Below are 24,189 nucleotides of genomic sequence, written 5' to 3'. Positions count from 1 at the left end.
ATGAGAACCAATTTGCTAATATTATTGTTATCACTATCGGCCTGCGTGATGGGGCAGGAAATTAAAGAGAATATTTTGGATAATCAGATTTATATAGACCGGATGGCTGTATTCAAGGCGAATCCTCTGAAAGAAGGGCAGATTGTTTTTCTTGGTAACAGCCTTACCCAAGCGGGAAAATGGGAGGAATATTTTCCCGGAATGAATGTTGCAAACCGTGGCATTGCCGGCGATAATGTGTTCGGTATGCTGGGGCGCCTGCGCGAGATAATCGACGCCAGACCGATGAAACTCTTTGTAATGGCAGGTATCAATGATATTTCGTTGGGCCGTCCAAATGAAAAGATAATGGTCGGCATCAAATCCCTTATTTATCAGGTAAAAAGCGGAAGTCCCGATACACAGATATTTGTACAGAGTCTGCTACCTATGAACAGGGATGTCTGCATATATGAACGGATGAAGGGAAAGGAAAAGCAGATCGAAGACCTGAATAAAGAGATACGCAGGTTCTGCAAAGAGGAATCCATTACATTTATAGATCTGTACCCGTTTTTCCTAGCAAAGAAACGTTTGCTGAATGCCGGATATACGGGTGACGGGCTTCATCTGAATGATGCGGGCTATGCCGTTTGGAAAGAACAATTACAATCATATATTTATTAATTTATATCAGATGAGAACAATTTATTATTTACCAATTGCTGTTCTCGCCTTTGCTTCCGTCAGTTGCAAAGACAAGACAAATACTCAGACGAACGTGGAAGTGAAAAGCTTTGACATTGCCAATCTGGATACTACAGCTATCCCCGGCAACGATTTTTATCAGTATGCTACAGGCGGATGGGCAAAAGCCAATCCGATAAAGGATGAATATGCCCGTTACGGCTCTTTCGACCAGCTGGCAGAAAATAATCAGAAACAAGTGAAAGGTCTTATTGAAGACCTGGGAAAGACAGAGCATAAACAAGGTTCTGTAGAGCAAAAGATCGGAGACTTATTTGCTATCGGTATGGATAGCACAAAGCTCAATGCCGATGGGGCAAAACCTATTCAACAGCAGCTTGACGCGATTAAAAAAGCGGCTAATACAGCAGATATCATTAAATTATCCGGCGAATTGAGGAAATATGCAAGTTCTCCTTTCCTCGCTCTTTATGTGGGTGCTGACGATAAGAACAGTGCGATGAATATCATTCAGCTATATCAGGGTGGACTGGGACTTGGCGAACGTGAATATTATGTTGCTACCGATTCCACTTCTGTTGCTATCCGCAAAGGATATACCGATCTGATCGAGACACAGTTTGTAAATGCAGGGTATGCAGAAGCTGATGCGGTAAAAGCTGCCGATGCAGTTCTTAAAATAGAAACAGCTTTGGCTCAGGACCACTTCAAGAAAGAGGATACCAGAAAGCCGGAGTTGAACTATCATAAGATGAAAGTTGAGGACCTGAACAAATCCGTAGCCAACTTCGACTGGAAAGCATTCTTCGATGCTGCCGACGCGAAAGACTTTACTGAAATCAATGTGGCTCAGGTAAAACCGGTTGCTACAGCCGTAAAACTTATCCAGACACTACCTCTTGAAGAATCGAAAGCATATCTTTCGTGGTGTGTGATCGATGCTGCGGCTTCGTATCTGAGCGATAATTTCGTAAATGCCAATTTTGACTTTTATGGCAAACAACTGAGCGGCCGTAAGGCATTACAACCCCGTTGGAAGCGTACGGTAAGCACTGTCGACGGCGCATTGAGCGAAGCTGTAGGACAAATGTATGTTGCTAAGTATTTCCCTGCCGAAGCCAAAGAAAGAATGATGAAACTGGTGAAAAACCTGCAAGTGACTTTGGGTGAGCGTATCAACAACCTCACATGGATGAGTCCTGAAACAAAGGAGAAAGCTCAGGAAAAACTGAATGCTTTCAATGTGAAAATCGGCTATCCGGACAAATGGAAAGACTATACCACACTCGAAATCAGGAAAGACGAAAGCTATTGGGCCAATATGGTCAGGGCTGAACAATTTTCTTATAACGAGATGATTAAGAAGATCAAGAAGCCTGTAGATAAGGAAGAATGGCATATGCCTCCGCAAATGGTGAATGCATATTATAATCCTACCACTAACGAAATATGTTTCCCTGCGGGTATCCTGCAACCACCGTTCTTCTATCTGGATGCTGATGATGCTGTAAACTATGGGGCAATCGGTGTTGTTATCGGTCACGAAATGTCTCATGGTTTCGACGATCAGGGCAGCCAGTACGATAAAGTAGGGAATCTTGCAAACTGGTGGACAGCAGATGATTCCAAGAAGTTTACTGAAAGAGCGCAAGTGCTTGTTCAACATTTCAACAAGATCGAAGTTCTACCGGGGGTATTTGCCAACGGAGAATTTACGCTGGGCGAAAATATCGGTGACTTCGGAGGCTTGCAAATATCCTATAATGCATTCGAAAAGACAGATGAAGCTAAGACTGGTAATAAGATTGACGGCTTTACTCCGGCCCAGCGTTTCTTCCTTTCCTATTCAAGTGTGTGGGCTGGTAATATCCGTGACGAGGAAATTCTCCGTCGTACCAAGATGGACCCTCACTCATTGGGAAAATGGCGTGTAAATGGGACTCTTCCTCATATCAATGCATGGTATGATGCATTCGGTATTACAGAGAAAGATTCCTTGTTCATTCCTAAGGATAAACGAGCAGATATCTGGTAACTGATTTTTTAATGTACTGATGAAATAATGTGCCGATATGCCAATGAGTAAATCCGGAAATTAGCAAATTGCCTAATACCGGAACTTGTATTCATTGGCATATCGGCATATTTGACAATTGGCATATTGCTTCTAATTCTTTGTTAAGCCTTTCGCTGTTTTCGTCAACAGTATAAACTCCCTCCTGTAGCTTTGCAAATTGTATTGCTGTCTGTTAGCGGCAATTCAATATCTATGTAAAGGATAATATAACCTGATTTGCAATCATGACTTAAACTTGCTAAAAGGTAACAACCTTTTCAGTCAACAGTCAACAGTAAGCAGTTAACAATTGGAACACCTTTATACTTACTACTTGTTAAAAGGTAACAAAAGTAACACATGTATCAGTCAACAGTCAACAGTTAGCAGTCATCAACTCGTATCTGGTATCTTGTTTACTCGTATCTATTTACTCACTATTTATTACTTACTAAAAGGTAACACTCTTTCTGTCTCTTCAATTGTAACCTTTTCCACTCTTCATTAACAATAATCATTTCAAAGACCGCTTTGTGTTAACCTATATTTACAATATATAGTTAAAAAGTAACATAGGTAACAGCTTTTACAGTTAACTGCAAATAACCCGTATCTCATCTACTCGTAACTTCTCCAATATATAGATAAATATTTGGGAATCCCATTACAAAAAAGAGGTGCTTTAGCAACAACTAAAGCACCTCTCTGAGCAAGATATATATTCTGTCTTTATTCTGTGGTCGCAGCCGTTTCCCCTTCAATTTTCTTGATTTGCTCTTCGGCCTTGTTCCTCAGATTTTGCCCCTGTTTTTCGGCCTCATCCACCAGTTTCTTTCCTGCGCCTTTTGCTGCAGCTTTTGCAAGAGCGTTACTGCCCGCTTTAGCTACCAGATTGTCAGATTGCTTTTGTGCTTCTTCAACGAGCTTTTTAGCGGAATTGTCTGCTTCAGTCCTGATTTTCTCTATTTGCTTGGCTTTTTCTTCCGACAGGGAAGTTCCTGTGCCGTCACTTTTTCCTCCCAGCAGGCCGCTGACAATAGATGATGCGGCATCGGTTACCAAAGCTTTGGTGTCCACTCCGATTTTAGGACTGGAGAAAGTACCGCCGATGGTGATAGGCACATTGTTGATATAATTATTTGCCAATGATTTAGGCAGGGTTACGGTTCCTTTGTAATTGATACTCTGGTCGAGTCCGGTAGAACCTTCCAGTTTCATCATGCCTCCGTTACCGATATTGATATTGAATGGCTTGGTAATAATCTGCCCGTTATCGATATTGAACGGCAGATTCAAATCTTTCGGAGATATAGATTTCAGCGCGTCGGTTTTCAAAGCGGATGAAAGGGCTGTAAGTGCGGCTACATTCTCCACCTTTACGTCGCTTGTTTGTAATGCGCCGCTACCGGTAAGACTTGCAAGGGTTTGCATGATGGATTGTCCCAGTGATGTATTAAATTTCAGATTCATGGAATATGTACCTACCAGGCTTTCGAAGATAGGGGCGAATTTCTGGATTGATTCCACCGATTTGAATGTTTCAGCAAATGATACCTTCGACAATGCGATGTCAAAATCTACCTTTGGTGTTTTAGGATCGGACGTGTTATACGACCCGTTGACCTTAGCGGAACCGCCCAATGCGTTGGCACTGACATTATTCAGTGTCAGTATGCCATTCCTTACAGTCATGTTGCCTACCATATTTGTAATGTTCATTTTGCCATATACGATCTGGTTAAGGACAGCACTTAGTGTGAAATCTATATTCTTAGGGATAATGATGTCTTCTGAAGTTGCCGATGTGGTATCAGTTGCGGCTGTTCCGGATGTTTCGCTGCTAATGAAGTCGTTTGCGTTCAGATAATTAGACTTTATATTCAACTGGCCTTTCAGTGTCTGGTCTTTCAGCGCATAAGCGATAAAGTTTTCCAGACGGCCGTTTGCCGAGATGTCGTTCTTGCCGATTTTTACTTCCAGCGAAGGTAGATTTACATAACGCGGGGTAAATTCGAGGGATGCATTGTTGATTAATACTTCCGGCATATCGGTAGCTTTGTATGCCATATTATTTAGTTCCAGTTTACCGGTCGCCGATACATTTTCATATTGTTCTTTTTCTATAGCAGACATTCTTGTGGCCAGATTGATGTTGGCTGTGATTATACCATTCAGTTCCGTACCTTTTTCCAGAGGATATACTTCCTTTATCATCCCCAGATTGATTGTACCATTGGCATGCGCTTTCAGGTTAGGGTCGCTCATCGGGGTGGTAATGTTGAGGTTTCCGCTGAATGGATTTCCTCCCAGGTTGAAGCTGAATTTGCTGATGTCGATAATCATATTATCGAGCGAACCGCCTTTACTGTTTATATCCACTGCTAGATTGATGTCGTTCACCGATTTTGGCAATAACGGATATTGGAACATGGCATTATTTACACCTACCTTTACATTAAAAGCAGGGTAATTTTCTCCTTGCCAAAGCCCTTTGATATAGGCGTCGAGAGTTGCTGTCCCCGATGTTTTCACATCTTTGAAGTCGGCTGTGTACATGGCCGGAACAAGGGAAAGTATATCTTTGAATTGTGTGTCGGGAGCATTCAGTTTCAGGTCGAAGTCCATATCCTCATAGTTTTTGCCCTGCATTGTAAACCATCCGTCGATAGAGGCTTTCAACTCATTTATCCTGATTTCGCTTTTGTCGAATGTGAACTTCATATTATCGAAATTCGCGTTAATGGTAGCATCCGCATTTCCTTTTACTTTGTTCAGATAAGGGATACCATCCATATAGAAGGAAATCTCACTGATTTCGGAGGTGGTTTTTATCGTTGTTTCGCTGGCAGAAAAATCACCGGATATTTCACCGCTCCATTTATTGAGCACGAGTTTCATTTTTGTGGAATCGTTCTGATAAACGATGTTGCAGTCATTCACTGTAATTTTTTTCAGATTCAGGTTAAACGGAGTACTGTTTTCAGTTTCGGTGTCAGTCGCAGTAGAATCCGTTTTCATTATATCATAATTGGTACGGCCGTCGGCCAGCACTTTTGCATATACGGAAGCCCTGTCCAGATTAATTCTTGAAATATTGTAGTTACTTCCGAAGAGGCTCATCAGATCGATAGTCACGCTACCTGATTTAGCCTGTACCAATGTGTCCTTTTCGAAATCACCGATACCTGTAATACTTGCATCTTCGAGAGATAATGTGGCATTGGGGAAATTGGAAAATAAATTGAGTCCGAAGTCCTTAATATCTACTTTGGCATTCAGTTGTTCGTTGGCAACGTTGAGTACCGCGGTTTTAATTTTGTCCTTAAACAAAAAAGGTATCGATATCATTGCTATTATAATGACTATCAACACTACGCCAATAATGGTTAATACTTTCTTCATAATTTATTGATTTTTCGTAATTTGTTCTGTTTGTATATTTATAATATAACGGAAAGTTTGTGTGTTTGTTTTAGAGCCGGTTTAAGTTTCACAACAAAATTTCTTGACGGGATTAAACAAGATCTTACTTTTTAAATCGGGCATATACGCTTAACGGAAGATTCTTACCCGATTTTTCCAGAACAATCAGCTCCCCGAACTGGTAATTTTTCACATCAGGGAAGTAATCTTTTATCAGATTTTCAGCGATGACGGCCGAGAATCCCATGGAATAAAGATTGAGAATAAGGAAAGAATCTTTTTCGGACAATAGTTCATGGCATAGCTCCATCAGTTCAGCGATATTTTCTTCCAGTATCCATTTCTCACCGTCAGGTCCCCGTCCATAAGCAGGGGGGTCGAGTATTATGCCGTTGTATTTTTTTTCGCGCTTTACCTCCCTGCGGCAAAATTTAAGGGCATCTTCGACTATCCAGCGGATATTATCCAGTCCCGAAGCTTCCATATTCTCACGCGACCATGTAATCACCTGCCGTACCGAATCCACATGTGTTACATCTGCTCCGGCACTCTTAGCGGCGATAGAGGCTCCACCCGTGTATGCAAAGAGATTGAGTACTTTAGGTTCCTCTATTTTTATTTCTTTGATTGTATCGTAGATGAAATTCCAGTTTTCGGCCTGTTCGGGAAATATGCCGACGTGCTTGAATGAGGTCAGTCCCAAACGGAATTTAAGGTTCATTTCCTTATACTTATAATTGATGAACCACTGGTCAGGCATTCCTTTCTTTTGAGTCCATACACCCTTGTCGTTACCATCCTGGGAAGCCTTTCCTTTTTCCCTCCTGAAGATGGCATCCGGCATATCCTCCCATTCTTTTTCCGGTAATGACTTGCGCCATACGGCTTGCGGTTCGGGGCGGCGTATAATGTATTTGCCGAATCGCTCTAACTTTTCATATTCTCCCGAATCGATCAGTTCGTACTCGATCCAGTGCTGAGGTTGTAATAGTTGCATCAATTTGTTTTTATCTTTTCTTTGAACCTTTGAAGAAAGCACTAATAACCTGCTTTGCCAGAGGAACTACCACCGTAGTTGCTATTGCTCCCCAGAATTTCTTTTTTTGTGCAGCTTCCTGGCGTTCTATTTTTGCTTGTTCTTTCTGTATTTTTTCCTGTTCTTTTTGAGTTTTGGCATCCGCTTTGGCCTGAGCAGCCTGTTCTTTTTCGCTCAATGTGCCTTGCAGGCGTTCGGTAAGGATTTCGTAGGCCGATTGCCTGTCCTGTACCTGTGCATAATGCCTGTATAGTAATGAACCGGCTATCATCTTCTTTCTGACATCAGTATCGAGCGGCCCTATCTGTCCTTCGGGGGGCAATATATAGGATCTTTCCACCTGATTCGGCCGTCCCTTTTCATCAAGGAAAGAGACTAATGCTTCACCCGTTCCCAGTTCGGAGATAGCGGTTTCCGTATCGAATTTCGGATTGGCACGAAATGTTTGTGCTGCTACCTTTACAGCTTTCTGATCCTTCGGCGTATATGCCCTGAGTGCATGCTGTACGCGGTTGCCTAATTGTCCTAATACAGAATCGGGTATATCGGCAGGCGTTTGGGATATGAAATATATACCTATTCCTTTCGAGCGGATAAGCCGTACCACCTGCTCTATCTTTTCCAACAGTGCTTTTGGCGCATCTGTAAATAGTAAATGGGCTTCATCGAAGAAGAAAACCATTTTTGGTTTATCCGGGTCTCCTACTTCGGGCATTACTTCAAACAGCTTTGTCATCAGCCACATCAGGAAGGTTGTGTACACCTTCGGTGAATTCATCAGCTTGTCCGACGCAAGAATACTGATTACTCCTTTTTCCCCCTCAGTTTGTATCAGGTCGTCGATATTTAGGTTAGGCTCTCCGAAAAACTGGTCGGCTCCGTCATGTTCGAGTGTGATTAACCCACGCTGTATGGCTCCGATACTGGCTGTCGATATATTTCCGTATGCAGTTGTATATTTATTGGAGTTGTTCCCTACATATTCGAGTAACTTTTGCAAATCTTTAAGGTCTATTATCTCCAATGATTCATCTTTTGCAATCTTAAATATAATCGTTAATACGGCAGATTGGGTATCGTTCAGGGAAAGGAGCCGGCTAAGCAGTAACGGGCCCATATCGGCCACTGTAGCTCTGATAGGAGTTCCCTGTTCGCCGAATACATCCCAGAACTGTACTGGAAATGCCTGAAATTTGAATCCTTTGTCAGCCAGATGATATGACTCTACGCGTTGCACTACGCTATCCTTGTTCCCTCCAATGGCAGCTACGCCCGACAGGTCACCTTTTACATCGGCGGCAAAAACAGGTACACCCATTTTGCTGAATGTTTCCGCCAATGTTTGAAGGGTAACGGTTTTCCCTGTTCCGGTGGCTCCGGTAATAAGCCCGTGACGGTTTGCCATCTTAGGAACCAGACAAACCTCTGCATCTTGTGATATGGCGATAAAAGCCCTTTTTTCGTTGTCAAACATCGGATTATTGATTTAAATTCATAAAAACTCAAAGTGTAAAAAGTTCTTAAAGTTAAGGATAAAAATAATTATTTATTTAGGCTAACCCATAGATAAATACAATAAATAATATCTCAATGAAGTGTTATTGCCATGTTTATAAAAATTGTGTCTGCAAAGATATAAAGTATTATAGTTTTATTGAGAATGTTTTCGGGAAATATTATATCTTGGCGAACATAATCAAGCGCTGTAAGTTATAATCATAAAGCCGGATAATTTGGAACAAACAACTAAAATATGGCAGTGGTGTATTAATAACCCTGTAAAAGTGATTGTTATCATCGCGGTATCCGTCCGTTTATTGATAGCTATCCTTTACGGGCATATTACATTATATCCTGATAGTGAAGATTATCGGGCGTTAGCAGAACGTATTCTAAGTTTTAATCTCGCAGGATACGAGGGGGAGAGGCCTCCGGGCTATCCGTTGTTGCTTTGTCTTTCCGGCCTGTCCGGTTCGATTACGGTTATACTTCAATTGATAATGGGTGTATGTACACTTGTTGTTGCTTATAAAACCTTATTATTACTAAATGTGGAGAAACGGATAGCATTAGTAGTGACTCTTTTCGGAGCGGTTTATTTACCTTCGGTTTTCTTTGAGTTCGCCATACTGACAGAATCATTTACATTGCTGGTTATCACACTTATATTTTATGTTTTCTTTGGCATTGTCGGAGATAAAGATAGTAGTTCGAAAAGTTATCTGTGGCTGTCCTTACTCTGTGGCTACCTTGTGCTGATAAAGATGTTTTATATTTATCTGGCTATCATATTGTTTATCATGATGTTACTGGATAATTATAGGTCTCTAAAGATTATAACTCGTAAATATGCATTGATATTGCTTATACCTCTATTGGTATTTTTAGGATGGTCTTATGTAAATAAACTGAATACCGGTCTTTTTGTATCTTCCACTTTCTATGGCTTCAATATTGCGCAGAATTGTGTCTGGTTTGCAGATAATACGACCGAAGAATATAAGGAAATCGGAGATGTGTATGTGAGATACAGATACGAAAGCCCCAAAGATAAAGAAATTGCTATGACTATCTGGGAGGCTTATCCCGAACTGAAAGCCCGCACAGGCTTATCATTTCCCGATTTATCAAAGAAAATGTACGATTACAGCATTGCTACTATTAAGAAGAATCCGGGGCCTTATCTTGAACAGGTATTTATCTCATGGCGAGATTTTTGGAAAACCTCACTATATTGGGAGGTTTATAATTTTTCTGTACCCGAATCGCATGTCGTAATCATGTATGTATGCTATGCGGGACGTATTATCCTGCAACTGGTGAAAATACTTTTTGTGCTACTTATCCCTTACAATATTATAGTTGCTATCCGTAGAAGGAGACTAACGCCCGAAGTGATTATATCCTTAATTATACTATTTGCTTCTCTTCTTCAGGCTTTTGCCACATACGGAACAAATTCACGGTTCAGCTATCCATTCGAAATATTGATGGTTACATCGGTATTGCTTAATGGATTGCAATATTACCGGTATCGGATAAAACAAAAAACTGCATCCTGATTTCTCAAGATGCAGCCGATATTATTTTCTCATTAATTATTCCTTTTCAGCTATATTCTTTCTTGCTTTGGTCAGGAAGTCGAGCATCGCCGCACTATCCTTCTTTTCTATTATTTCCAGAAGGTTTTTCAACTCTTTGCGGATACCTTCGACCTGTGCAGGAGTATATGGGTTGAATAGGATTTCGGTGAGTAAATAGTCGTCTTCCGAGAGCAAACCTTTAGCAATATCCATATGTCGTTTGAATGTCGTTCCCGGTGCTTCCTGATGTTTCATTACCGATGTGAAAACAAGGGTAGATGCAAAAGGTATAGACAGAGAGTAGGCTATTGTTTCGTCATGTTCTTCAAATGTATATTCGAATACCCTTAAATTCAGGCTTTTATATAGGTCAAGAAAAAATTTCTTTCCCACCTGACTCGATTCCGAGATTACAATCGCACTTTGCGTACTCAGGTTGCGCAGATCGGCAAATGTAGGGCCGAACATAGGATGGGATGAGGCAAAAGGTTGCTCCACAGTTGCATAAAATTCTTTCAATCCGGTTTTTACAGATGCTATGTCGGATATGATACAATTTTTGCTGATATACGGTAATACCGTCTTGAATGCATCTATCGTATATTTAACTGTGGCTGCATTGATAACAAGTTCTGGATTGAAATCCGCAATTTCTTTCGGATCACTCATCCTTACTGTATTGTATATAAATCTCAGTTTTTGCGGATCAATGTCAAATACAGCAAGCTCGTGGTCGAAGCTAAGCACATCGCCGAAGAAAGAACCCATCTTTCCGGCTCCAAGTATCAAAATTCTCATTTTCTGTATTATTATTAAAATTGGTGCAAAGATACAAGATTCAGTACAATCTGTATCAAATCGCTGCTTTTTAATTATAATAATGTGCTTGCCACTTCCGAGAGTTTGCTCCTTTCGCCCTTCACCAGATTCACATGAGCAAACAGATCCTGTCCGTTCATCTTGTCTATCATATAGGCAAGCCCGTTCGACTGGGCATCGAGGTATGGGGAATCTATCTGCTGCAAATCTCCTGCAAATATCATTTTAGTACCTTCTCCGGCACGGGTGATAATTGTTTTTATCTCGTGAGGGGTCAGGTTTTGCGCTTCATCTATGATGCATATCATTTCCGACAGGCTTCGTCCGCGGATATAAGCAAGGGCTTCTATCTCCAGCTTTTTATTCTTCTGCATCTCTTCAATGTTGCGGTATTCTGCACCACCGTATGGGATGTGATTTTTTATTACGGAAAGGTTGTCGAACAGGGGCTGCATGTATGGTGCGATCTTTTGCTTTTCATCGCCGGGCAGGAATCCCAATTCTTTATTACCAAGGGCTACAATAGGACGGGCAAGTAATATCTGGTCGAAATTTTCACTTTGTTTCAAAGCCGAAGCCAAAGCCAGTAAGGTTTTCCCTGTACCCGCTTTCCCTGTCAGAGCTACCAGTTTTATATCCTGATCCGTTAATACTTCCAGTGCAAATGTTTGTTCCGCGTTGCGTGGCTGTATGCCGTAAGCCATTTGTTTTTCAATTTTCCTTATCTTATTGGTAAACGGATTGTAGCGGGCTAAAACACTCTTTTTCCCGTTTTTCATCACAAAACACTCATTTGCGATAACAGGGTTCTCCAGATCGAATTCGTCAAGGTCGATACCATCCGGATTGGCATACAGATTATCTATGACGGAAGAATCCATGTCTTTGAAAGTTTTGTGCTGTTTCTCAAACATAAATACATCCACGACCTTGTCGTTGATATAATCTTCAGCCAACAGACCGATGGCGCGTGCTTTCATCCGCAGATTGATATCCTTGGTAACCAATATTGTCTTTGTTTTCGGGTCGCGTTCTGTTATTTCTACTACGGCAGACAAAATACGATGATCGGGAATTCGTTCAGGAAATATTTCATATACTTTATTTTGAGCTTTAATCCCTGTTTCTATAAACAGATTTCCCATGCCGCTACCTAAGGGAGTTCCTTTTGTGAACAAATTGTCATCAGTGATAGCGTCCAACTGGCGGAGAAATTCGCGGGCGTTGTAATTTATCTGGTCATTTCCTTTTTTGAATTTGTCTAATTCTTCCAGAACTACGATAGGAAGATATATATCGTTTTCTTCAAAATTGTCTAAACATCTGAAATCATGTAGTATTACGTTTGTATCTAATACAAAGTTCTTTTTTTTCTTTCTTGTCATATTCTTTACAATTACTTTATCTGTGATATATAACAATAAATATAGCTGATTTGATTTATACAAAGTAAATTTTTGAAATATTTTTATTACCTTTCGGACATAAAACTAGTTCGGAATACAAGGCAACTGAATATTAGCATGCATAAAGAATATCTTTTGTATATTCTGTTTTTATATTACCCGATTTTATGGGTGGGGACTTTAGAGAGGGTGTAGACAAAAATACCTATAACACTATTATATAAATATGAAGAAGATTTTTATAGTTTTTCTGATGGTGACATTCATTTGTTATCACCAGGAAGCCAATGCACAACAAAGTAATAAATACAAAAACATTGAATTTGAATATGACAAGGAAAATGTATATGTAAGTATTTATCTTAATTTGCAAGACTATTATGTTGAATTAGGTGATTCCCTGACGTTGACACCTCTGATAAGGGCAAATTCAAATGCTCTGGAACTCCCGAATGTAGTCCTGATAGGACAAGGACTGCAAGGTTTTTATTTGTTTAACAGAAGTCTGATAGACGCGAGATCATACAGGCTTCCTCAGGCTTCCGGCCAAAAGAATGAATTATATCGGACTAAAGTCCCTTATGAACCGTGGATGAATAGTTCGAGATTGGACATGAAGATTGATCTGAACCAGATTGGAGGATTCCCATTATACAGTTATGCAGAAGCGTTGAAAAATGGTATTAATGCAAAGGTACCTAAGGTGCAGATGCCATTGCCTACAGCAAGACAGGAATTCACCAGTACACCGTCGCCAACCGAGAATATCTTTTCCAATCGGGCAGATCCTTCCCAGGTAAGTGCTACTTTCGATTTGCGTCTTGCGGGTAAAAAATCATTTGTTGTAGCCAATCAGGAGGAAGTAGATAAGATAAAGGCATTGATCGATTGGGTAATGACCAATGAAAATGTTTCGCTTACAGGTGTCTATATTACTTCTTATACATCTGTGGACGGGATTTATATGGATAATGATGAACTTACTAAGGAACAATCTTTGGCATTCAAGAGAGTCTTGCAAGCCGGAAATAACTATCCGGAACCATTGTTTTTTACGGAATTTAAAGGAGAGGACTGGCCGGGATTGACGGAGCTTGTTAAACAGTCAAATATGCCTTATCAACAAGAAGTTCTGAATATCATAAACAATACAGGTATTTTTACCGGCCGTGAACTGAAACTTATGCAGTTGGCACAAGGGAATCCGTATAGATATATGCGCGATAATCTGTTTCCTCAACAGTGGCGGATAGAATGCAGAGTGGTGTATAGAAGAAACAAATAACGGAAAAAGGGGTGTGTCAAAAGGGAAACAGCACTATCAATGTGTTACCCTCTTTGTCATTGGCTCCGCTTCGCTCTGCCGAACGTTGTTTCTGAGTGTAACGAAGGATCTCGACCCTGAGAAACGAGATGTTTCACTTCGTTCAACATGACAAGAAGAAAGTAAAAAATACTTTTGACACACCCTTTTTTTCCGTTATTATGGTATTTTTATATTTCCGGCCTGATCTGATCTTTTTCAAAAAAAATGCTTCTTCTTAAAATATATAACTGAGTTATTCGTCTAAAAATGGTAGTAGGGTTGTATTATCCTTATAGTTGAACCATATAAACATTATTAGAATGAATCTCAATAAAAGCATTAAGCACATAAAGGACTTTCTTATTTATATGATAGTTCGTTTATTAGAAGAATTCGATTTGGAGTGGACTCTGAACTCTACTGCTTACAAATCTTATATAGGTCACGGACAATCCAAAGAAAAGTTGGAAATGGATTCTTATGAACTTCACGGTTGCTATTAACTTTAGAGATACCGTTTAAAAATAAAACCGACCAATCAGGCCGGTTTTTGCAAGCGTTATGAATCTCTGGGAATAACGATGAATGATAAAATCAGAATCCGAAATCATCAACCTTAACTTCCTTTTTTTCTTCAACCTCGAATGCTTTCCGGGTCTGATGAACTGCATTACCTTCTACAAAAATTGCTCGATTAGGCCGTACGGGGCAGATAAATTCACAACCGCCACATCCTACACAGATGTCCGGCGTGATGTGCGGTATGGTAAGTCCTTCATGGCCTTCGTAGGGAACCATTGTTACAGCCTGTGTCGGACAATGCTCGGCACAAGCCCCGCAATTGGTTTCCTCTACATGCACCACACAAATATCTTCGACAAAATGTACACGCCCTATTTGTGTCATATGCTTTTCTTTCATCGTCAGAGGCAGTAATGCCCGGTTGGGGCACACGTCGGCACATACTGTGCAGTTGTAGTTGCAGAATCCCTTTTCGTATGTCATCACAGGTTGCATAATGCCTCCGATACCGTATTCCATAAATGCAGGTTTTATAACCCTTGACGGGCAGCGACTTATACAAAGGTGGCATGAAGTGCAATGATGTAGCAGGTGTTCGGCACTTTTTGCTCCCGGTGGGCATATAGGATTCTGCCGTGTAGGGACTCTGCCATCTGTAATGATCTCCACTATTTTCTCTTGCGCCAGTACTGCAGGTACAGATACAGCTGTTGTTATCGCTGTAGCCAGAAACTGCCTTTTCCCTGAATCGGCTGTTTTTCCGATCTTAGTATCTGTTGCTCTCTTTATGTAAGGCGTGTACTTCAGAGCATTACGGGAACAACTGTCGAGGCAATTGAAACAATCTACACAGCGACTATGGTCTACTGTATGATTCTTGCTGTCGATGCACGAAGCCTTACATTTCATAGCACACGAACCGCAGCTGTTACACAGGCTGTCGTCTATCCGTACTTTAAATATCGAAAACTTGCTGATGAAGCCCAGCACAGTTCCCACTGGGCATATTGTGTTGCAAAATGTACGTCCGTATTTCCACGCAAAGAAGCCTATGCCAAGAAATGTAATGATAGCAATGATAAAAGAAAACATACTGAGTATCACTACTTCCATTTTATAGAATGTATAATTTCCGAAACTGGTGAAAATAGATTCCAGAACATTATTTCCGGTCATGTAAACCGGTCTGAAGACATTACTGATGATACGTCCGTAGGCACTGTAAGGGTCTACCAAGCCTAACAGGACAGGATATCCCGCAAAGAATGCTATCAGTATGACTACTATTACCGACCATCTGAGTATATTCTTGGCCTTACTATACTTATATCTTTTTTTCTTTTTGGCTGTTTTCTTCGATAGCCATGCCACGATATCCTGATAGATACCCATAGGGCAAATGGATGAACAATATACGCGTCCGAATAATATAGTCAATATAATAAGTACAGTCAATATAATAAAGCTACTTCCCAGTATTGCCGGAATAAACTGTATGTGTGCCAGTGCATGAAACCGGTCTGACATCAGGGCTGCAAAATCAAGGAAATAGAACGTTATCAGGGTGAATAAAATAATAGATACACCCACCCGCAGTTTTTTTAGCATAGTTGATCTTTGTAAATTATATTTTTATCCTCTTGATGTTCAGTTTATCTATGTCCATTGTGCCTAGCTTATGGGATTGTCCTCCCGCTATATGGCCTACATGGTCGAGAGGCATTGTCCGCACCTGATTGAAGAACTTGGCCGCTGCTGTATCCACTGCCACTATATCCTGAGAAATAAAGAGTCCTTTCGGATTCGCCACATCGGCAGTCGAACGTCCTTGCGGGCCGTTTGTTTTTACTATCCTGTACGCGTCTACAATATTAAGAACCGGTTTCTTCGAATATGTACATACATCGGCTATACACTGCTGCAAATCAGTGCTGTGGAAAATACGCCTGTCCCAGACGATGCCCATATAGTTTTTCATGGAAATTGTCAGGTTGGCGCCTCCGTGATGTTTCAGTACAGGAAGGTTTATCCATGCGTCGCAATTGATAATGGCTTCGTGTATCTTTGCACTTTTCAGTTTCTTTCCCAATGGTAGAGCAACTTCACGGTAATATGATTCTTCGTGTGCAGGCACTACTTTTGCTCCTGCGGCTTTAGCTGCGGCTTCAATTCCACTGTTTTTATAGCATTTGATCCAGTCGTCGCAGGTATGGTCGAATACGACAACTTCTTTAGCCCCGGCAGATAAGCATTGGCGGATAACTTCAGTTACCAGCTTCGGGTTGGTATTGCCCGATTGTTCAGGAGTCTTATCCCATCCGATATTCGGTTTAACTACTACTTTCCACCCTTTTTTTATGAATTTGCTCATGCCGCCCATCTCAGTCATGGCACGCCTGAACATAATTTCGGGTTCACCGCCCATGACCGCAACCATATCTACTGCGGCTGCAGATTCGGAACTAATGAATTTTTCTGATAGTATATCTATGTTGCCGCTTGCCTTAATTGTAGCTGCGGCTCCTGTAAGTGCGATCGCCCTTAGAAAATTGCGTCTATCCATAACCAACTGTTTTTTTTTCTTTATTTATTTTACCTTTTACCCTTATTAAAATAACCATGGAAATTTAAAGCAGGCTTCATCGTAGAGACTGTAATCTGCTTTTCCATTCACTGCAAACGTTTTTATAAGATTAGCGCCTTTCAGCAATTCACAGGCTTTCGTAAGAGATGCCCCTGTCTTAACTCTGTCTTCTACAAGCAGAATCGTTTTGCCTTTAAATTCAAAATCGATGGGAGCCATTAGCTGTGGGCTGTCGTAAATTGGCCTCTGGTTACTGTCTCTCAGATTGATTTTTAAAAGTTGTATTTCAATGCCTAAACGCTGATTTAGAATCGCCGCAGGAATTATACCTCCGTTGGCGATGGCTACAATCATATCGAACTGTTCGGAAAAAGATACTGCGCGGAATCGCTCCAATACCTCTTCGAATGTTTTATCATACATGATAATTATGATTTCAAGATTTCAGGTTTCAAGATTAAGATATAGTTATATTGAGAATAAACATATTTTGAAATCTTGAAATTATTTTTTAGAGTTTAGCAATAGCCTTTAATACAGCAAAGCCTCCGAATATCTGGATTAGCATACCCGGTATACCAATGCGGAAGTCCTGAACGGCTACAAAGAAATCTTTAACTATAGCCCATTCTACAGGTATTCCTATGATCTGATAAGCCAGTACCACACCAACTAATGCAAGAAGAGACACTTTTTCGAAACGGTGGGCGGCATAAGCTGCTGCACCGGCTAATAAAGATGATTTGATAAGGATTATAGGCAATACATCTGCCGGAGGCATACCAAATAAGATATTGTTGGCTAAAGGAGATAGTATGGCTGTCAGCAACCCTACGCGGAAGCCGTATTTATAAGCGGCAATCAGTGTGAAGAAATAGATGGGTAGCCATGTAAGCCCTCCTCCGGGTATCAGATGGCAAAGTTGAGGAAGTGCTATGTTGCCGGCAATAAACAAAAGGGCAAACATATATGTTTTAGCCTCTTTGTAGTTGAGAGAATAAAGTTTAGCTGTTGTTTCCATAATTTCAAAACGAATTAAATCAGTGTTTTATGTTTTTATTTCGTATGGGCAGAGAATCTACCTTCCTTTTCTAGTTGCTGTTTTGTTTGGAATGAATAGTTGTTTTTAGTGGAAAAAGATCTAATCTGTTAATACCGGTCTCTTCAATAGTGTTGCACATGATATATTAACAGATGCAATTTTAGTCAATATTCTTGTTATGAGCAAGAAAAGGTATGTTTTTTTAGTTTCATTAAGATTCATCCGTTCTATGGGTTATAGTAATAATGATAGAGGGCCGGGCGTTTTATCATAAGAGATAATATTTGTACCTTTGATAAAGTTTTTAATACATTCTAATCAAACGAATAAAATGAATATTACAAATCTGAAAAATGATAATTTCTTCCTGCTTGCGGGACCTTGTGTTATTGAGGGGGAAGAAATGGCATTACGCATTGCCGAAAAAATAATAGGAATTACATCAAAACTTGATATACCTTATGTTTTCAAGGGGTCGTATAAAAAAGCAAATCGCTCTCGGGTCGATTCTTTTACGGGTATCGGTGACGAAAAGGCTTTGAAAATATTGCGTAAGGTGAACGAAACTTTTGGTGTGCCTACAGTTACGGATATTCATGAGACGCATGAAGCTGCGATGGCTGCCGAATATGTGGATGTATTACAAATACCTGCATTTCTCTGCCGCCAGACCGACCTGCTTATTGCTGCAGCTAAGACCGGGAAAATAGTGAATATCAAAAAAGGTCAGTTTCTTGCTCCGGGTGGGATGAAATTTGCCGCACAAAAAGTTGTGGATTCGGGAAATAATAACGTGATTATCACAGACAGAGGGACGTCTTTCGGATACTCTGACCTAGTCGTTGATTTTCGCGGGATACCCGAAATGAAAGAATTTGGTTTTCTTGTAGTTCTGGATGCTACCCACAGCCTGCAAAAGCCCAATCAGGCTTCGGGGGTAACAGGCGGACAGCCACAGTTGATAGAAACAATGTGTAAAGCTGGTATCGCGACAGGTGTTGACGGATTGTTCATAGAAACGCATTTCGATCCGGCGAAAGCCTTATCGGATGGCGCAAATATGTTGCCACTCGACCAGTTGGAAGGTCTATTGATAAAACTCACCCGGATTAAAGCAGCATTGAAAGAATGAAAGTAGAAGTGTGTTTTTCTCCGGCTCTTTATCCTTATTATGTTAGTGATAATAACCATATTACAGTTGTGGTAGATATTTTCAGGGCAACTACTACGATGTGCGCTGCCTTGAAGAACGGAGCGAGGTCTATTATATCTGTTGCTTCGATTGAAGAGGCGCAGGACTATAAGGAAAAGGGATATCTTGTCGGGGCAGAGCGTAATGTGAAGCGTTGCGATTTTGCAGATTTTGGCAATTCCCCATTCGATTATACAGCCGGCAAAGTGAGTGGTAAGGATGTTGTATTTACTACCACAAACGGAACGCAGGCTATCGATGTGGCGAAAGATTCGGATATACTCACTGTTGGTGCTTTTTCCAATATTAGTGCTTTAGCTGACTTCTGTGTAGATAAACAAAAGGATGTAATAGTGCTTTGTGCCGGATGGAATAACCGTTTTAATATTGAGGATTCCCTTTTTGGTGGTGCCCTCGCCCGGAAACTGATAGACAGAGGGTATGCTCCCGCCTCGGATGCAACACAGGTAGCTTTGTCAATGTGGAAAGAGGCATTGCCGGATGTTCGCAGTTATATTGACCGTACAGAGCATATTAAGCGGTTGGAAGCCCATAATCTGCAAGATTCGGTAGAATACTGTTTAACAGAGGATACCGTGAATTTGGTTCCTGTTTACAGTAAAGAAACCAAGAAAATAACAATCGGCTGATTTTGCCTTATGGCCGAGCATAACGATCTGGGGAAAAAGGGTGAGGATGCAGCGGAGCATTATCTCAGGCAGAGGAATTATGAAATATTGGAGCGCAACTGGCTATATGAAAAATATGAAATAGATATAATTGCCCGGAATGAGGAATATATTGTTTTTGTAGAAGTAAAGACCCGTAGCTCAAGCCAATGGGGAAACCCGGAGGAAGCAGTATCGAAGGGAAAGATAAAACGGATTGTTGAAGCTGCCGATTTTTACCTTCGGGAATATGATATAGATCTGCCTGCCCGTTTTGATGTGGTTGCTGCAGTCTGGAATGGAGAGAAGTTTGAGATAGAACATATAGACGATGCATTCTTAGCACCTGTAAATTAAAGAAAATGAATATAGAAGAAGTTCGTGAGGCATGTATATCTATAAAAGGAGCAACCGAAAGCTTTCCTTTCGGAGATGATACATTGGTGTATAAAGTAATGGACAAAATGTTTGCTTATATGGGTCTGGAATCAAGAGACGGCGAATTCTGGCTGAATGTGAAATGTGATCCGGAGAAAGCTATTGAACTGAGAGAGTGTTATAATGGCGTCCGACCGGGCTATCATTCGAATAAAAAATATTGGAATACTATTGTTATTGAGAGTGATGTATCTGATGTATTGATAAAAGAACTTATTCAACATTCTGTTGATGAGGTGATAAAGAAATTGCCAAAAGTAAAGCAAGCCGAATATAATAATTTGTCTAATATCTAAATAATTGAACATAGCCATGCCTCTGATTATCCACCTTGCCGACGAAATTGATTCTACAAACAATTATATGAAAAGTCTGTTGCTGAAACAGAAAGTAAAGGAAGGAACCATTATTTCGACGGATTTTCAGACGGGAGGCAGAGGTCAGCGTGGTAATGGCTGGCTATCGGAGAAAGGGAAAAACTTATTATTCAGTATCGTCCTGTATCCGGATACAGTGAAGGCGAACGAGCAGTTTGTTATCTCGCAGACGGTATCGTTAGCAATAGCAGATTTTCTCCGGAAATATACTGACGGTATTACAATAAAATGGCCTAATGATATCTACTGGCAAGATAAGAAAGTATGCGGAATTTTGATAGAGAATACTTTAGAAGGGGATGAGATAAAAGAGTCTGTCTGCGGGATAGGTATTAATCTTAATCAGGAAAGTTTCGATAGCAGTCTGCCTAATCCTGTTTCTTTAAAGCAAATAACAGGAGAATATTATGAGCAGAGTATTATGCTTGAAGAAGTCAGAGAACTCCTTTTTTCTTATTACGAGCAGTTGAGGAGGGGAGAGATACAGATTATTGCAGAGAATTATAGAGATTCTCTGTTCAGAAAAACAGGTTATCATTTATTTAATGACAACACAAATGATTTTATAGCCAGGATAAAGGATGTAGCCTCCGATGGAACGCTTGTTTTGCAAACGGAAAACGGCAATGAGAGGCGCTTTGCGTTTAAAGAAGTGAGATATGTTCTGTGAATGTGACTTGCTTTAAATCAGGATGTTGTATATTGTGTAAGAATGTGTTTCAACTCCCTCGTTTGTACGCTCATAGTGTTTGTCAATATCAATTTTTATACATTTCCTGATATTCAGAAGAAGAAAAATCTCATCGTTGGTCAAATCCTCCTTTTCATATACTACAATGCGTGCAAAAGAGTCATCAATTGTGACTTTGGTCGCTTTTTTTGCCGGAGCATCTGATCGCAAGACAGATATTATCGGCTGCTTTTTCTCTGGTTCATCCATTCAAATTCAAAATATATAGGTTTATTCTCAGATATGATGTGTCTTGAAGTGCGAATGCGCAAATAGAAAAAGCCGAGGGCAGAGAGCCAAAGTTTACTTTGAGCTATGCCGAGGCGCATCCTATATTCTACAAATATAGAAAAATAAATTAAAAAAAGGAATGTTTAACTTTTTGTCAGTGTGTTATTTATATAATAATATTTTTTATACATCAAATATTTCAGAATATGCATAAATATGTGTAAATTTGCGCTATTATTTGCATATTTATACGAAATGACGAAGAAATACAGGCATAAAATAATAAGAGAAGTATTGCAGACGAATGATGTAAATAGTCAGGATATGCTTCTTAAACTGTTGATGGATAAAGGATTTGAACTTACGCAGGCTACTTTATCCCGTGATATAAAAGAATTGAAAATAGTAAAAGTGCCCACAGCGAAAGGAAATTATGTGTATCAGTTTTCCGAATCGATGCACACTCTGGAAGAGGAAATGCCGCTGTCCTCTTTCGGATTTGTTGATATCGAATTCTCGGGACAACTGGCAGTGATAAAGACCCGGCCGGGTTATGCTATGGCTATAGCGGGAGAAATAGACCGCAGGGCGACACGTTATATATTAGGTACAGTAGCCGGTGATGATACCATCCTTCTGATACCGAGAGAGAATATAAGCAGGGAGGAGGTAATAGCTTCACTTTCTGAGTTTATACCGAATATTGAATGATAAGACAACAATGAACAACATAGAAGAACTTGTGGTAGAAAAGCCAATGGAGCAACAACAACTTACTATACAGATAGCCAACGAAAGCCATATCGGATACGTACAAACGATATTGGATACAATTGAGGCTGCGGCTAAGGTGCGGGGCACGGGAATTGCAAAACGTACACCGGAATATGTGGAACTTAAAATAAAAGAAGGCAAAGCTATTATTGCCTTGATGGGAGAGGAGTTTGCCGGATTCTGCTATATAGAATCATGGGGAAATAAGCAGTTTGTTGCCAATTCCGGGTTAATTGTAGTTGAAAAATTCAGACAGCACGGACTGGCAAAAAAAATCAAACAGCATGCTTTTTCTCTGGCTAGAGCTATGTTTCCGACAGCGAAGGTATTTGGCCTGACATCGGGTGCTGCGGTAATGAAAATAAATACAGAACTGGGCTATGTGCCTGTGACTTTTGCACAACTGACAGATGATGAGTCTTTCTGGCGTGGTTGTCAGGGGTGTGTCAATTATGATATCCTTACCCGTACCGACAGGAAATACTGTATCTGTACTGCGATGCTCTTCGATCCCGAAAAGCAAAAAGACAAGAAGGAGATAAAAGAGATAATAAAAGACTTCAAAAAGCAATTGAAATAACATAACATATATGAAAAAGAAAGTCGTTTTAGCATTCAGTGGAGGATTAGATACATCGTTTTGTGCAAAATATCTGTCCGCTGATATGGGATATGATGTATATACAGCCATAGCCAACACAGGAGGTTTCACCCCCGAAGAACTGAAAGTTATAGAGGAAAAAGCGTATAAATTAGGTGCTGTAAAGCATGTAAGCCTCGACATAACACAGGAATATTACGAAAAGAGCATCAAGTATATGATTTTCGGAAATGTATTGCGTAATGGCACATATCCGATTTCGGTCAGCTCGGAACGTATATTCCAGGCCATAGCCATTATCAATTATGCAAAGGAAATAGGTGCTGACGCTGTTGCTCATGGTAGCACAGGAGCAGGAAACGATCAGGTTCGCTTCGACCTGACATTTGATGTGCTTGCTCCCGGCATTGAGATTATTACACCTACCCGCGATATGATCCTTACCCGTGAATATGAAATCAATTATCTGAAAGAACATGGGTATGAAGCCGATTTTACAAAAATGGTATATTCCATTAATAAAGGTCTTTGGGGCACAAGCATAGGTGGCAAGGAAACGCTGAAGTCAGAGCAGACTTTACCGGAAGAAGCCTATCCATCCCAATTGAAGAAACAAGGACAGGAAGTTCTTACGATTGATTTCGAAGAAGGTGAAATAGCAGCCGTAAACGGTGAAAAATATGCTGATAAGGTAAAAGCTATCCAGAAAATAGAAGAGATTACATCGGCTTATGCTATAGGGCGCGATATGCATATAGGTGATACTATTATCGGCATAAAGGGACGTGTGGGCTTTGAAGCCGCGGCTCCACTGGTGATTATCAATGCGCACAAAATGCTGGAAAAGCATACACTAACCAAATGGCAACAGTATTGGAAAGAGCAGGTAGGTAACTGGTACGGAATGTTTCTTCATGAAGCACAATATCTGGAACCCGTTATGCGTGATATAGAGGCTTTCTTATCGAGTTCGCAGCAAAATGTAACAGGGCGTGTAAGTATTAAACTTATGCCATATCATTACGTGCTGATTGGAGTGGAAAGTGATTTCGACCTGATGAAAGCCGATTTCGGAGAGTACGGCGAAGTGAATAAGGCATGGACATCGGATGATGCGAAAGGCTTTACAAAAATTTATGCTATGACAAATAAGATATATCATAGTGTACAGAAAAAGAACGGGAAAGAGTTGTAAATACATTTTTCGTTTATCT

23 protein-coding genes are annotated in these 24,189 nt (G+C 40.5%); 13 read left to right on the top strand and 10 right to left on the bottom strand.

Annotated elements, in window-relative coordinates; all coding sequences use genetic code 11:
• Positions 1–666 (top strand): GDSL-type esterase/lipase family protein, encoded by a 666-nt coding sequence (locus tag B3317_RS11715; protein WP_291111673.1) that lies wholly within the window; start codon positions 1–3, stop codon positions 664–666.
• Between the two features lie 10 nt (positions 667–676).
• Positions 677–2,722, top strand: coding sequence for a M13 family metallopeptidase (locus tag B3317_RS11710; RefSeq protein ID WP_291111671.1), 2,046 nt, complete (start codon positions 677–679; stop codon positions 2,720–2,722).
• A 750-nt stretch (positions 2,723–3,472) separates the two neighbouring features.
• Here the strand turns inward: B3317_RS11710 and B3317_RS11705 are convergent.
• From B3317_RS11705 to B3317_RS11695, 3 genes are all read right to left on the bottom strand, one after another.
• Complete coding sequence (locus B3317_RS11705; RefSeq protein ID WP_291111669.1) at positions 3,473–6,145, bottom strand: AsmA-like C-terminal region-containing protein; 2,673 nt, start codon at positions 6,143–6,145, stop codon at positions 3,473–3,475.
• Between the two features lie 124 nt (positions 6,146–6,269).
• On the bottom strand, positions 6,270–7,163 hold the full coding sequence (locus B3317_RS11700) for a class I SAM-dependent methyltransferase (protein WP_291111667.1): 894 nt from the start codon (positions 7,161–7,163) through the stop codon (positions 6,270–6,272).
• A gap of 10 nt (positions 7,164–7,173) precedes the next feature.
• Positions 7,174–8,676, bottom strand: a complete 1,503-nt coding sequence (locus B3317_RS11695; protein ID WP_291111665.1) for a helicase HerA-like domain-containing protein — start codon at positions 8,674–8,676, stop codon at positions 7,174–7,176.
• A 259-nt stretch (positions 8,677–8,935) separates the two neighbouring features.
• Between B3317_RS11695 and B3317_RS11690 the strand changes: the two genes are divergently transcribed.
• Complete coding sequence (locus B3317_RS11690; RefSeq protein WP_291111663.1) at positions 8,936–10,264, top strand: glycosyltransferase family 39 protein; 1,329 nt, start codon at positions 8,936–8,938, stop codon at positions 10,262–10,264.
• Between the two features lie 36 nt (positions 10,265–10,300).
• On the opposite strand, the gene B3317_RS11685 is transcribed toward B3317_RS11690, so the two are convergent.
• Both B3317_RS11685 and B3317_RS11680 read right to left on the bottom strand, forming a co-directional pair.
• Entirely contained in the window at positions 10,301–11,083 is a 783-nt protein-coding gene (locus B3317_RS11685; protein WP_291111661.1) for a prephenate dehydrogenase/arogenate dehydrogenase family protein, read from the bottom strand.
• A 74-nt stretch (positions 11,084–11,157) separates the two neighbouring features.
• Positions 11,158–12,489, bottom strand: coding sequence for a PhoH family protein (locus B3317_RS11680; RefSeq protein ID WP_291111659.1), 1,332 nt, complete (start codon positions 12,487–12,489; stop codon positions 11,158–11,160).
• 247 nt (positions 12,490–12,736) lie between these two features.
• On the opposite strand from B3317_RS11680, the gene B3317_RS11675 reads away from it, so the two are divergent.
• Both B3317_RS11675 and B3317_RS11670 read left to right on the top strand, forming a co-directional pair.
• Positions 12,737–13,795: a hypothetical protein gene (locus tag B3317_RS11675; protein ID WP_291111657.1), complete on the top strand. Its 1,059-nt coding sequence runs from the start codon at positions 12,737–12,739 to the stop codon at positions 13,793–13,795.
• A 341-nt stretch (positions 13,796–14,136) separates the two neighbouring features.
• Positions 14,137–14,319, top strand: coding sequence for a hypothetical protein (locus B3317_RS11670; protein ID WP_291111655.1), 183 nt, complete (start codon positions 14,137–14,139; stop codon positions 14,317–14,319).
• A 91-nt stretch (positions 14,320–14,410) separates the two neighbouring features.
• Here the strand turns inward: B3317_RS11670 and B3317_RS11665 are convergent, their stop codons facing one another.
• From B3317_RS11665 to B3317_RS11650, 4 genes are all read right to left on the bottom strand, one after another.
• Positions 14,411–15,946, bottom strand: a complete 1,536-nt coding sequence (locus tag B3317_RS11665; RefSeq protein ID WP_291111653.1) for a 4Fe-4S binding protein — start codon at positions 15,944–15,946, stop codon at positions 14,411–14,413.
• 16 nt (positions 15,947–15,962) lie between these two features.
• Entirely contained in the window at positions 15,963–16,901 is a 939-nt protein-coding gene (locus tag B3317_RS11660; protein ID WP_291111651.1) for a DUF362 domain-containing protein, read from the bottom strand.
• A 45-nt stretch (positions 16,902–16,946) separates the two neighbouring features.
• The gene (locus tag B3317_RS11655) at positions 16,947–17,345 is read right to left on the bottom strand and encodes a phosphoribosyltransferase (RefSeq protein ID WP_291111649.1); all 399 of its coding nucleotides are present in this window, start codon (positions 17,343–17,345) and stop codon (positions 16,947–16,949) included.
• 88 nt (positions 17,346–17,433) lie between these two features.
• Complete coding sequence (locus B3317_RS11650) at positions 17,434–17,943, bottom strand: ECF transporter S component (protein ID WP_291111647.1); 510 nt, start codon at positions 17,941–17,943, stop codon at positions 17,434–17,436.
• A 352-nt stretch (positions 17,944–18,295) separates the two neighbouring features.
• Between B3317_RS11650 and kdsA the strand changes: the two genes are divergently transcribed.
• The 5 genes from kdsA to B3317_RS11625 are packed head-to-tail and all read left to right on the top strand — an operon-like array spanning position 18,296 to position 21,309.
• Positions 18,296–19,096, top strand: coding sequence for a 3-deoxy-8-phosphooctulonate synthase (gene kdsA, locus B3317_RS11645; protein WP_291111645.1), 801 nt, complete (start codon positions 18,296–18,298; stop codon positions 19,094–19,096).
• On the top strand, positions 19,093–19,806 hold the full coding sequence (locus B3317_RS11640; RefSeq protein ID WP_291111643.1) for a 2-phosphosulfolactate phosphatase: 714 nt from the start codon (positions 19,093–19,095) through the stop codon (positions 19,804–19,806). Before kdsA ends, B3317_RS11640 begins: the two co-directional genes overlap by 4 nt.
• Positions 19,807–19,815: 9 nt before the next feature.
• A complete protein-coding gene (locus B3317_RS11635; RefSeq protein ID WP_291111641.1) occupies positions 19,816–20,181 on the top strand; it encodes a YraN family protein in 366 nt (121 codons plus the stop codon).
• A gap of 5 nt (positions 20,182–20,186) precedes the next feature.
• A complete protein-coding gene (locus tag B3317_RS11630) occupies positions 20,187–20,558 on the top strand; it encodes an MmcQ/YjbR family DNA-binding protein (protein ID WP_291111639.1) in 372 nt (123 codons plus the stop codon).
• A gap of 16 nt (positions 20,559–20,574) precedes the next feature.
• Positions 20,575–21,309: a biotin--[acetyl-CoA-carboxylase] ligase gene (locus tag B3317_RS11625; RefSeq protein ID WP_291111638.1), complete on the top strand. Its 735-nt coding sequence runs from the start codon at positions 20,575–20,577 to the stop codon at positions 21,307–21,309.
• Positions 21,310–21,321: 12 nt separating this feature from the next.
• On the opposite strand, the gene B3317_RS11620 is transcribed toward B3317_RS11625, so the two are convergent.
• A complete protein-coding gene (locus tag B3317_RS11620; RefSeq protein ID WP_291111637.1) occupies positions 21,322–21,579 on the bottom strand; it encodes a hypothetical protein in 258 nt (85 codons plus the stop codon).
• A 237-nt stretch (positions 21,580–21,816) separates the two neighbouring features.
• Here B3317_RS11620 and argR point away from each other — a divergent pair, with 237 nt between their 5' ends.
• Genes argR through B3317_RS11605 form a run of 3 tightly spaced genes read left to right on the top strand, consistent with a single transcriptional unit; the run spans position 21,817 to position 24,170 of the window.
• Positions 21,817–22,311: an arginine repressor gene (argR, locus tag B3317_RS11615; RefSeq protein WP_291111636.1), complete on the top strand. Its 495-nt coding sequence runs from the start codon at positions 21,817–21,819 to the stop codon at positions 22,309–22,311.
• 46 nt (positions 22,312–22,357) lie between these two features.
• A complete protein-coding gene (locus tag B3317_RS11610) occupies positions 22,358–22,954 on the top strand; it encodes a GNAT family N-acetyltransferase (RefSeq protein WP_291111772.1) in 597 nt (198 codons plus the stop codon).
• Between the two features lie 10 nt (positions 22,955–22,964).
• Positions 22,965–24,170, top strand: coding sequence for an argininosuccinate synthase (locus B3317_RS11605; RefSeq protein WP_291111633.1), 1,206 nt, complete (start codon positions 22,965–22,967; stop codon positions 24,168–24,170).
• The last annotated feature ends 19 nt before the right edge of the window (positions 24,171–24,189 follow it).

It is taken from the genome of Dysgonomonas sp. UBA7710, assembly GCF_002482385.1.
In the GTDB taxonomy this organism is placed as follows: Bacteria; Bacteroidota; Bacteroidia; order Bacteroidales; family Dysgonomonadaceae; genus Dysgonomonas.
Note: the sequence above shows the minus strand (reverse complement) of the source record. Positions and strands in the feature narration are given on the sequence as shown.